Origin of the sequence: Rhodococcus sp. I2R (genome assembly GCF_020889545.1) — a bacterium.
In the GTDB taxonomy this organism is placed as follows: domain Bacteria; phylum Actinomycetota; class Actinomycetes; order Mycobacteriales; family Mycobacteriaceae; genus Rhodococcoides.
In genome coordinates, this window is the sequence record NZ_JAHUTG010000044.1 from 1 (window position 1) to 10,776 (window position 10,776).

A 10,776-nucleotide genomic window follows, 5' to 3' on the forward strand; every position below is an offset into this window, starting at 1 on the left:
CAGACCAGAGCTCCGCAACGACCAGAACGTCATCCGCACGTCATGGGTGTACAACCGATAAACCACCGCAACCATCCCTCAATGATCAGGCACGTTGCGACGACCGCTCGAATCCGCCCATAGAGGGCTATGTATTTCCGCGCACATGCGCGAAGCCGCCTACTGCAATTGCGCGACGACGATGAAGTTGTCCTCGGTCGGCTCGCCGTCCCGGACGTCGCAGTTGGCGAGAATGAGCCTGCCGGGCACCGCTCGTCGTAGCTCGTTCTCGCCGAGTAGCGACCCCTTGGGGAGCGGGCCGACGGACTCGACTGTGTAGGTGAGAATTCCGTTGGCGGTGTCGAGTACTACCGCGTCGCCGGGCTGAGCGACACCGAGGGCGCGGAAGGGGGCTTCCCGCTGCGAGTAGTTGTGTCCGACGACCACCACAGTCTGCTGTGCATCGGTTCCGGGGAGACCGCTCTCGGTCCACCATGCGGGCCGCTCGTCGACCGGATCGAGCACCTGGCCGCTCGCACCGCCGCGGAAGAGACCGTCGGGGTTGATCGTGCTGCTCATGTACGTCACTCCGTCCGCGGCCCGGAGCTCTATCCAGTTCGGTTGCGCCGCAGCGACGACGACGTCCGGCGGTGGGGCCACGGAGATCCGTGACTCCACCGCCGAGCGGTCCGGTGGTGCCGGTGTAGGTTCTTCGCTCGCACAACCCGATACCAGCAGGACCGCCGTCAGAGCAACGGCAAACCTATGCCGATGCATCTGTCGAGTTGCGACGACGCAGGTACACCGTGGTGCCCACGGCGGCAGCGCCGACGACCCCGACGCCCAGCAGAATCATGGGCAGGTTGCTCGACCCGCTGTCGGCCGCTGCCGATGTCGCCGAGTCTCCGAGCGCGAGATCGACGGCCGGTAGCTCACCGGCATTGACGGTGACTCCGTCGTCGTTCTGGGTGAAGTAGTCCACCACGGTGAACGAACCGTCCTCGTTGGAAACGCCCACCAACTGCACACCGGTCTCGTCCACGACGACGTTGTTGGCGTCGACCTCGGTGACGTCGACGTCCTCGCGAACGGCCTCACCGAGATTGATGGTGAGCGAGAACTTCGGTCCGCTCGCGGCCAGCTCGGCTGCGTTGTCCTTCAGTTCTTGCTCGGCTCCAGCTGCTGCGTCGGCGTCGGCCTGTGCGGCCTCGGCGCTGGCTTTGGCTCCGTCGGCAGTCACTGTTGCGGCGTCGGCCTCGGTCCGAGCCACGTCCGCAGCCGCGGTCAGTTCCTCGGCTCGTGCTGCTGCTGAGTCGGCGGCGGTCTGGGCGTCGGCGGCTGCTGTTGCCGCGGCGTCCGCATCCGCTTGTGCCTGTGTCGCTTCCGCTCCGGCTGCCGTCGCAGCAGCAGCGGCTTCGGTTGCTGCCGTTGCCTTCTCGGCTGCCTCGGTGGCGGCAGCATCTGCTGCGGTACGAGCCTCCTCGGCAGCGGCCGTGGCGGCTATTGCAGCTTCGGTGGACGAGGCTGCGGCAGCCTCGAGCTCGCCGGCCGTGGCCTCGGCGGCTGCGGCGATCCGCGCGGAGGTCTGTGCCTCGACGAAGGCCGACAGTGCACGTGCTGCAGTTGCAGCGGCGGCGCGAACCGCCTTGTTGATCTTCGCGGCGTTGAGTGTTGCGAATGCAGCGGGCAGTGCGTCGGCGGCTTCGCTCGCTGCCTGTGCCGCGGCGTCGGAATCAGCCTGGGCTGTTGCCGCTATCTCGGCCTTCGCCGTAGCGTCGGCGCGCGCTTGCATGGCTGCCGTGACGGCCTCGGGGGAACCGCTGGCCTGAGCCTCGGCTTCGAGCTGGGTTGCGTTCTCGTCGGCGGTGGCCGCTGCCGCTGCTGCAGCCTCGGCTTCGGCCTGGGCTGCGGTGGCTGCCTCGTCGGCGGCGGCTGCTGTTGCCTTTGCTTCGGTAGCAAGGCCGGCAGCGGCGAGGCTGTCGACCTTCGCCGTCTCCGCGGCCTGCTTCGCCTTGCTCGCCTCGAGTGTTGCTGCTGCCGCTTCGACCTCGGCGGCGTCCGCAGCGTCGTCGGATTCGGCGGCCTTGGCTACCGCTTCGTCGTAGCGTGCCTGCGCTGCCGACGCTTCCTCTGCAGCCGCCTTCGTTGCCGACTCGGCGTCGATGAGTTCCTGCTTCTCAGCGTCGGAGAGCTGCGGGACGATGTCGAGGTTGACCGTCACACTGCCGTCGGCATTGACGACGATCCCGCCGGTCACGTGGGGGAGAGGGTGCTGGGCGGACGGGGCCGGCAGGGCAGCTTCCCCGCCCTCGGTCACAATCGGGTTGGGCGCGGTGATCTCACCCTCGGCGCCGATCGCGCTACCGGCCTCGACGCCTGCGCCGTCACCGGTGGATCCTTCACCGTTCTCGGCGGGGCCGTCGCTCGGGGCGGTGGACTCGGTCGCCGGTTGTTGCTCGACAGAGGTACCGGACGGTGCTTCGTTGTCCTGCGCCAGAGCGGTGCCGGGTCCTGCGACCGCGACGGAGAGCGCGATCGCGGCACCGGCTGCAGCCAGACGAGTCCGGCGAGATCTGGCTATCGACTTCTGTGACATGGAACTTGGCCCTTCGGTCGGTGGCGGCCGAAGCCGCCGACACCTCCGTCCCGATCCGGAAATGCATTTAGTGAGGCACACGTACTTGTGCTTCCAGGACCATAACGGACCGATAGGTCTCTCATGTTTTGCACAGCAAACATTTATGCAACTGTTACTGATGTTGCATATGTGGCATCTGTGACAAGTGGGATAAACCCCAAGGACGTCAGCTCAGGCTGTTCTCGTCCAAGAAGTTCTTGATCGCCCGGTCCCACTCGGCTTCGCGTTCGGCATCGAGTCGGAATCTCACGGCTGCGTACGTTCCCATCAAGAGGGTGCCGACGGCGAAAAAGCTGCCGAAACCGATGAAGGTCGTGGCGACGAGCACGTCGGTGCTCGTGATCGGCGGTAGTGAACGCTCACCGCTGTCGTCGACCCAGATCGCGATTTCGGTCCCGGCGGGCGTGCCGACTTCGGCGGTGACCTGCCCGCTATGGTCACCTCGGAAGGTCCAGGTGGCGTCGACCGACGCGGCGGTCTGCGTCCCGAACTCGGTCGGCGCGGCTGCGGCATCGGCACGCGCCTCGGTGGTTGTGACTGCGGTGACAGAGTGTCGCGAGAGTTGCTGTTCCGCGACGCGATCCTGTTGGGCGGACATGGTGGACGCCGCGAGCCACACCGACAGCGGAAGCATGAGCGCCAGGAGCGTGAAGGTCATCGCGCGCACCCTCGACTGGATCCTGTCCGACCGACGAAGCAGAGGATTGCGGCTACGTTGGGCATCGACGTCGGACGACCCGGAGTGGTCTGTGTGTTTCCGGCGCATGGCGGTCCCAACCTGTCGTGTCCAGTGTCTATCCTTCCACGATGACAAGGTGCGGGGTCCACTTCAAGGAGAACGGGCGAGCATCACACTCGCTCGCCAGGTTCATCCCGAGGAGATGTGAATGAAGCGTTCGAACTGGTCCCGCCTGACGTTCGCTGCCGCTGTCGCCGCCACCGTCGTTGGCGCCGTGACCGGAGCCGACAGAATGCACCGTCTGGCCAAGCCGCTGATGGTCCCTGCGCTCGCCGCAGGTGTGCCGCGGATGACGCCTGCCCTCGGTACCGCGCTCGCCGCGGCGACGATCGGCGATGTGTTGCTGATCGATCCGGACGACGACCGTCGGATCCTGCGCGGGGCCGCCGCGTTCGCCATCATGCAGGGTTGCTACAGCTCGATGCTGATCTCGCGTGGCGCGAGACCGACCGTTTTCGAGGCAGTCCCCCGGTATGGGGGATGGGCGGTGGCCGCGACGCTGCTGGCGCGTCGTTCCGCGGCTGTTGCCCCCGGCCTGGCGGGATACGGGCTCACGCTTGCCACGATGGCCACGCTCGCGGCGGCTCCGGCTGCGGCACCTGATCGCGGAACTCGACGCAGGTTGGCGCTGGGCGGGATACTCTTCACCGTCTCCGATGGGTTGATCGTGTGGCGAAGACTGTTCCTGCACGCGGATGCACCCCGGCGCTATGCGGAGGGAGCGATATTGGCGACCTACGCCGGAGCGCAGCTACTTCTCGTCGAAGGTCTGTCTCGGCAGCAGTAGGACGCGGTGGTGGTCTGCGGGGTCGACCAGAACCGGAACGATGGAGCCGGTGGCGAACCGCGCGGACTCCGATGGGGGAATCGTGTACACGATGCGACCCGCAAAGGACTCCGCACCCGGAATGGTGAACTGCAGATGCAGCTCGGTCGAGTTCGCGTCGATGCGGCGGGCATCCTCGATCGTCGCCCATCCTTCGACGCCGTGGGCCTCGAGTCGGCGTTGCTCGGCGGTTCCCCGACCGGCGAACATCATCGCCAAGCCCAGCGCGCAACCGAAGCCGGCCACGAGCGCCGCAAGCTGATAGGGCAGTGTGCCTGGCGGCGTGCGGTCGCGGAGCCAGCCGATCCAGATCGCCAACACGACGATGTAGGCGACCGTGACGACAGCAACTGCACGAACAGTTCGATTGTGGTTCACCCGGTATCTCCTCGATGCGTGTCCAGAGTAGACCCAAATGTGATGCGGGTACTTACCGATATCCGCCGTAACGCCTATCCTGTCGTGGTGTCCTCACCTACTGTGTTCATCACCGGCGCCGCAGCCGGGATCGGACGATCAACTGCCCTGAAATTTGCTCGGTCGGGTTACCTCGTCGGTGCATACGATATCGACGAGACCGGACTCGCATCGTTGAGCAAGGCGATCACCGCCGCCGGTGGACGTGTCGTCACCGGAGTCCTCGACGTCACCGATCCGCAACAGTGGAAGCAACGTCTCGAGGAGTTCGGCGCCGAGGCCGGCGGTCGACTCGACGTACTGGTCAACAACGCCGGAATCCTACGTGCGGGTCGTTTCGAAGAGATGCCGCTCGAGGTGCACAAGCTTCAGATCGACATCAACTTCAACGGCGTGGTCTACGGCACTCTGGCCGCGTTCCCCTACCTCAAGGCCACCAGTGGAGCCCAGGTGATCAATCTGTGTTCGGCGTCGGCGATCTACGGCCAACCCGAGCTCGTCACCTACGGCGCGACCAAGTTCGCAGTGCGCGGAGTCACCGAGGCCCTCGACCTCGAGTGGGCCGAGCACGACATCTCGGTCAAGGCCATGTGGCCGCTCTTCGTGCAAACCGCGATGACCGAGGGCGTGTCCACGGGCACCACCAACTCCCTCGGCATCCGGCTCACCGCTGACGACGTTTCCGAGGCCATCTTCAAAGCCACCAGGCCGTCGAAGCGGGTGCTGCACAAGGTGCACTTCCCGGTCGGTCTGCAGTCGAAGGCGCTGTCGTTGGGATCGCGATTCTCCCCCGCCTGGCTCACCCGCGAGGTCAACCGGCGCCTCAGCCACACCTAGAAGGCCGCCCGACGCCGGATGCGGTGGATCGCCGGTAGGGTCGCTCGGTGATACGCGTGATCGGAAGTGGGGGTCGGGTTCGTGAATGTGAAGTCGAACAATGTTGTGCTGGTGGCGTCGGCGGTGGCGGCGGTGGCTCTCCTCGCGGGCTGCGGGGGTGAGTCGGGGGCGAATGTCTCCGCCGCCGCTGCCGCGCCGCAGTCGACCACCAGCATGACGACGACCACCCTTGCGCCGCCGCCGTCGATACCGGCGCCAGTTCTCACCACCGAGGACGTGCCGCTGCCCCTGCCGCCGGCGACCGAACCCGAGGTCGTCCCGGCGCCGCAGACCACATATGCCGCGCTGGACGCCGCGCACTACTTCAGTTCGCCCGACGGACGATTCCAATGTGGGATCGTGACGCTGGCCAGCCGAACCGAAGCTGGGTGCCAGGGAGTCACGACGCCGGTGCCGCCGCGCCCAGAGGAGTGCATGATCAACTGGGGCAACGGCATCCGCGTCACCAACAACGATGCCGCGCAGTTCATGTGCGCCGGAGGTGCGGTGTACACCTCCGGCGGCGACACCATCGATCCTCCGCTCGGGGTGGGCCAGCAGATTCAGGCCGACGGTTACACGTGCAAATCGACACCCGACGGAATAGCCTGCGCCAACGACTCGACCGGCCACGGTTTCCGGATCGCCCCGGACAGCAACGAGACATTTTGAGCGACGAGGCCGATAGCGCTGCGGGTCCGACGGAGTGGGGTGAGAATCCCAACGGCGTCGGCCCGTGGAGTGAGATGTTCGACGCGCCACGACCGACCGGACCGCAGTATGATCCCGAGCTGCTCGACGGCGGAGACCGTCGCAATGTGGTGGACGCCTATCGGTACTGGACCAGGGAAGCGATCGTTGCAGACATCGATACCCGCCGCCATCCGTTGCACGTGGCGATCGAGAACTTCGCCAACGACGCCAACATCGGCACCGTTGTCCGCACGGCCAACGCCTTTGCCGCGCAGGCAGTTCACATCGTCGGGAGGAAGAGATGGAACCGCCGAGGCGCGATGGTGACCGATCGGTACCAGCACATTCACCATCACGAATCCGTCGCCGACCTCCTCGATTACGCGAGCAGCGAGAACTTGACGGTCGTCGCCGTCGACAACACGCCCGGGTCGGTACCCATCGAGACCGCCGTGCTGCCGCGGCGCTGCCTGCTGCTGTTCGGGCAGGAGGGACCGGGAGTCACCGAGGCCGCGCGGGCGGGCGCGTCGATGACTGTGTCCATCGCGCAATTCGGCTCGACCCGGAGCATCAATGCAGGGGTGGCCGCGGGAATCGCCATGCACTCGTGGGTTCGTCGCCATGCAGACATCTCCCAGGCCTGGAACTGACGGCAAGAGGTGTCGGAGCGAGATGGCAGTATCTGAAGACATGTCTCAGGTGTGGGCGCAGCGAGCGGATGCTGCGGAGGGAGCTGTCATGGCCCGTCATGTGCGCCGCTTGGTTGGCCTTCCCGGCACCGCCCTCGGCGTTGTGGCGTGGCCGCCGGTGCGTCGTGAACGGTTGTTTTTCCGGTGGCACTACTGGTGGCAAGCCCATCTCCTCGACTGCGCCGTCGACGCCGCCGAACGTGAACCGACCGCGAAGCGGCGACGGAGACTGGCCAAGATTTCACGCTCGCATCGCATTCGGAACATCACTGGGTGGACCAACAACTATTACGACGACATGGCCTGGCTCGGACTGGCGCTCGAACGCGCGCAACGCCTCCATTCACTCGATCACCGAAACGCTCTCCAAAGCATCGAGACCGAGCTGGTCGATGCCTGGGTGCCCAAGGCGGGTGGCGGAATTCCATGGCGCAAGGGCGATGACTTCTTCAATGCTCCCGCCAACGGTCCGGCTGCGATCCTGCTCGCCCGCACCGGACGTCTCTGGCGTGCGCAGGCCATGGCCGACTGGATCGACTCGACACTCGCGGATCCTGGAAGCGGGTTGATTCTCGACGGCATCCGGGGACGCTCAGGGGTGCTCGATCGCGCCGTGTACACCTACTGCCAGGGTGTCGTTCTGGGCCTCGAGACCGAACTCGCGGTGCACCTCGGCGACGTGCGGCACAACAAACGGGTCCACGCGCTCGTCGCCACCGTCGAGGCACGCTTGACCCGCGACCTCGTCGTCGTCGGGGGAGGCGGCGGTGACGGTGGTCTGTTCAATGGCATTCTTGCCCGCTATTTGGCGTTGGTGGCAACGACTCTCCCCGGCGACTCCGACGAGGACCGCGAGGCGCGCGAGATGGCTGCGTCGATCGTTCTCGCGTCCGCCGGAGCAGCTTGGCACAACCGCCTCGAAGTGGAGGATCATCCACTATTCGGTGCAGCGTGGGAGTCGCAGGCACGTCTACCCGGTCCGAGCCACAGTGTCGCCGCCTTCAGCGGTGGCACCGTTCGGTCCTCGGCAGTACCCGAGCGGGACCTATCGGTGCAGCTCGGTGGCTGGATGCTGATGGAGGCTGCCTGGTCCGTATCGAACGCGAGATCGAGGTAGGGCTATTCGAGGACTTCCTCGACCTCGATGACCTCGACAGGTCTGGCCATTTCTTTGCGGTACTGCCAGATTCCGGCGCCCGTACCGCCGACGAGGAGCACCACCATCGCGACGAGGACTGCCGGTAGCAGCCACGGCACCCTCTCGAGGAAGCTGCCGAAGTAAAACCCGGCCAGCAGCAGCACCGGCGCCCAGATGACGGCACCGAGTGTGCTGGCGATGGTGTAGCGGCGGTGGTTCATCTTCGCGGCGCCCGCAACGAGTGGGCACAGCGTGCGTACCCACGGAATCCAGCGCGCCACCAACACGGCCCAGAAACCGTACTTCTCGAGCAGCACATTCACCTTGTGCAGATTCGCGGTGTTGAGATACTTGCCGTTCTTGCGCGCAATGAGGGTCGACCCTGTGCGTTGCCCGATGACGTAGCCGACCTGATTGCCCGCAATTGCCGCAACCATTGCCCCTACCGACAGCGCCCAGATGTGGCCGGTGCCTGACGAGTGCGTGGCCATGACGATCCCCGCGGTGAGCAGCATGGAGTCGCCCGGCAGGAAAAGACCGATGATGACGGCGCATTCGATGAAGACGAACGTGACCACCACGAGCCACACAACCAATGGTCCAGCGGTCTGAAAGGGCCCGAATTGGCCCATCGAATGAATCACTGTTGCCGACTCTCGGGAATCAGGGGGTTTGATCCTGCTGTGCGTCGATGGCTTCAGTCGCCTCCGACAGCGGAGTCGTGCGGGCTTTGATCATGCGTTTTCCCACCTCGACGGCGATAGGAAGCACCGACAGCAGAACGATGCCGATGAAGATGTAGTCGACGTTGTCGCGGATGAATTGAATTTGGCCGAGCATGTAGCCCAGCATCGTCACGCCCGCTCCCCAGAGGACTCCACCGACGACATTGTAGGTGAGGAAGATCGAGTACTTCATCTTCGATGCGCCAGCGACGACGGGTGCGAAGGTACGAACTATGGGCACGAATCTCGCCAGGACGATCGTGATCGGGCCATGCTTTTCGAAGAAGGCGTGGGATTCGTCTATGTATTTTTTCTTGAAGAAGCGTGCATCGTTCGACTTGAAGAGGGCGGCGCCGCCCTTGGTGCCGATGAAATACCCGACCTGATCACCGAGGATCGCCGCTATCGGAATCGTGATCAGTAGCACGCCGATGGGCGCGAACGGCGGAATCTCTTCGGACTTGGAGGCTGCGATGAGGCCGGCCGTGAACAGTAGTGAGTCGCCCGGGAGAAGTGGAAAGAGCAGCCCCGACTCGATGAAGACAACCAGCAGCAGCCCGACCAGCACCCAGGTGCCGAACGAGTTGAGCAAGTTCACCGGATCGAGAAACCCGGGCAGCAAAGCCAGGTTTGTCGTCACGGGGTCGGATGCGGCAAGGAGACTCACGGCGCCCACACTACCGCCCAATCCTGGGACAACCCGAACAGGAGACGTCCAAACTGGGGCGAGCGAATGGCCGATTTGTCACAGTCTGTCGCAATTGGGGGACGGGGAACCCCACGGGTACCGGCGACACGTAGCGCGATGGCTTGCCATACTGCTCTGGACAAACAAACGCTTCAGATGGAGGAATGCCGCCGTGCCGATCGCAACTCCCGAGGTCTACGCCGAGATGCTTGGCCGGGCCAAGGAACACAAATTCGCGTTCCCTGCTATCAACTGCGTTGGCTCGGAGTCCATCAACGCCGCCATCAAGGGCTTCGCCGACGCGAAGAGTGACGGCATCATTCAGTTCTCGACCGGCGGTGCCGAGTTCGGCTCCGGTCTGGGCATCAAGAGCATGGTGACGGGTGCGGTGGCGCTGGCCGAGTTCGCACACGTCGTCGCCGCCGAGTACGACGTCACGATCGCCCTGCACACCGACCATTGCCCCAAGGACAAGCTGGACACCTATGTGCGTCCGCTTCTCGCAATCTCGCAGGCCCGCGTCGATGCAGGCCAGAATCCGCTTTTCCAGTCGCACATGTGGGACGGCTCTGCGGTACCGATCGACGAGAACCTCGAGATCGCCAAGGACCTGCTGGCCAAGGCTGCAGCGGCTCGGATCATCCTAGAGATCGAGATCGGTGTCGTCGGCGGCGAGGAGGACGGTGTCGAGGCGGAGATCAACGACAAGCTCTACACCTCCAACGAGGACTTCCTCAAGACCGTCGAGGCCCTGGGTGCAGGCGATGCCGGGTCGCGTTACCTGCTCGCGGCCACGTTCGGCAACGTGCACGGCGTCTACAAGCCGGGCAACGTCAAGCTCAAGCCTTCCGTGCTCGCCGACGGCCAGAAGGTCGCCAGCGAGAAGCTCGGGCTTGCTGCCGGATCCAAGCCGTTCGACTTCGTCTTCCACGGCGGATCGGGCTCGGCGAAGAGCGAGATCGAAGAAGCGCTCGAGTACGGCACTGTGAAGATGAACGTCGACACCGACACCCAGTACGCATTCAGTCGGCCGATCGCCGGGCACTTCTTCAGCAACTACGACGGCGTGCTCAAGATCGACGGCGAGGTGGGCAACAAGAAGGCCTACGACCCCCGCAGCTACCTCAAGAAGGCCGAGGCCGGGATGACGGCGCGTGTCATCGAGGCATGCAACGACCTGAAGTCGGCTGGACGCAGCGTTTCCGCAGGTTAGGCGCTACGCGCATGTGAGTGGAAATACATAGCGGGCTATGTATTTTCACTCAGTGATACTGGAGTTGTTCGTTGAGGCGGGAGTTTGGCTCGTTTTCGCTCTGACGCCGTTGGCTGTCCTTCATGTGATGTGTCGGCTCTCGCTTCGACGGACAA

Annotated in this window: 12 protein-coding genes; 6 read left to right on the forward strand and 6 right to left on the reverse strand. The window is 64.7% G+C overall.

All coding sequences use genetic code 11. The annotated features are described in order from the left end of the window. Nucleotides 1-159 precede the first annotated feature (159 nt). The 3 genes from KVY23_RS24285 to KVY23_RS24295 form a co-directional block, all read right to left on the reverse strand. On the reverse strand, nucleotides 160-639 hold the full coding sequence (locus tag KVY23_RS24285; RefSeq protein ID WP_230558487.1) for a class F sortase: 480 nt from the start codon (nucleotides 637-639) through the stop codon (nucleotides 160-162). Between the two features lie 103 nt (nucleotides 640-742). Further along, nucleotides 743-2,575: a hypothetical protein gene (locus tag KVY23_RS24290; RefSeq protein WP_230558488.1), complete on the reverse strand. Its 1,833-nt coding sequence runs from the start codon at nucleotides 2,573-2,575 to the stop codon at nucleotides 743-745. 208 nt (nucleotides 2,576-2,783) lie between these two features. Continuing rightward, nucleotides 2,784-3,275 (reverse strand): hypothetical protein, encoded by a 492-nt coding sequence (locus KVY23_RS24295; RefSeq protein WP_230558489.1) that lies wholly within the window; start codon nucleotides 3,273-3,275, stop codon nucleotides 2,784-2,786. A 229-nt stretch (nucleotides 3,276-3,504) separates the two neighbouring features. On the opposite strand from KVY23_RS24295, the gene KVY23_RS24300 reads away from it, so the two are divergent. After that, nucleotides 3,505-4,143, forward strand: coding sequence for a lysoplasmalogenase (locus KVY23_RS24300; RefSeq protein WP_230558490.1), 639 nt, complete (start codon nucleotides 3,505-3,507; stop codon nucleotides 4,141-4,143). Here the strand turns inward: KVY23_RS24300 and KVY23_RS24305 are convergent. Continuing rightward, nucleotides 4,108-4,560, reverse strand: coding sequence for a hypothetical protein (locus tag KVY23_RS24305; RefSeq protein ID WP_075838389.1), 453 nt, complete (start codon nucleotides 4,558-4,560; stop codon nucleotides 4,108-4,110). The genes KVY23_RS24300 and KVY23_RS24305 overlap by 36 nt on opposite strands. A 42-nt stretch (nucleotides 4,561-4,602) precedes the next feature. Between KVY23_RS24305 and KVY23_RS24310 the strand changes: the two genes are divergently transcribed. The 4 genes from KVY23_RS24310 (at nucleotide 4,603) to KVY23_RS24325 (ending at nucleotide 7,974) form a co-directional block, all read left to right on the forward strand. Beyond that, nucleotides 4,603-5,436 carry an SDR family oxidoreductase gene (locus KVY23_RS24310; RefSeq protein WP_075838388.1) on the forward strand — a complete coding sequence of 278 codons (834 nt, stop codon included), beginning with the start codon at nucleotides 4,603-4,605 and terminating at the stop codon, nucleotides 5,434-5,436. Between the two features lie 87 nt (nucleotides 5,437-5,523). Then, nucleotides 5,524-6,147: a DUF6636 domain-containing protein gene (locus tag KVY23_RS24315; RefSeq protein ID WP_374108767.1), complete on the forward strand. Its 624-nt coding sequence runs from the start codon at nucleotides 5,524-5,526 to the stop codon at nucleotides 6,145-6,147. Then, complete coding sequence (locus tag KVY23_RS24320) at nucleotides 6,144-6,818, forward strand: RNA methyltransferase (protein ID WP_241259688.1); 675 nt, start codon at nucleotides 6,144-6,146, stop codon at nucleotides 6,816-6,818. The genes KVY23_RS24315 and KVY23_RS24320 overlap by 4 nt, the downstream gene beginning before the upstream one ends. Nucleotides 6,819-6,858: 40 nt before the next feature. Next, nucleotides 6,859-7,974 (forward strand): glycoside hydrolase family 76 protein, encoded by a 1,116-nt coding sequence (locus KVY23_RS24325; RefSeq protein ID WP_075838385.1) that lies wholly within the window; start codon nucleotides 6,859-6,861, stop codon nucleotides 7,972-7,974. A gap of 2 nt (nucleotides 7,975-7,976) precedes the next feature. Here the strand turns inward: KVY23_RS24325 and KVY23_RS24330 are convergent, their stop codons facing one another. Beyond that, a complete protein-coding gene (locus KVY23_RS24330; RefSeq protein WP_075838422.1) occupies nucleotides 7,977-8,627 on the reverse strand; it encodes a DedA family protein in 651 nt (216 codons plus the stop codon). A 31-nt stretch (nucleotides 8,628-8,658) separates the two neighbouring features. Further along, nucleotides 8,659-9,387: a VTT domain-containing protein gene (locus KVY23_RS24335; protein WP_230558492.1), complete on the reverse strand. Its 729-nt coding sequence runs from the start codon at nucleotides 9,385-9,387 to the stop codon at nucleotides 8,659-8,661. A 193-nt stretch (nucleotides 9,388-9,580) separates the two neighbouring features. Here KVY23_RS24335 and fbaA point away from each other — a divergent pair, with 193 nt between their 5' ends. Then, nucleotides 9,581-10,621 (forward strand): class II fructose-bisphosphate aldolase, encoded by a 1,041-nt coding sequence (gene fbaA / locus KVY23_RS24340; RefSeq protein WP_206509200.1) that lies wholly within the window; start codon nucleotides 9,581-9,583, stop codon nucleotides 10,619-10,621. Nucleotides 10,622-10,776 lie beyond the last annotated feature (155 nt).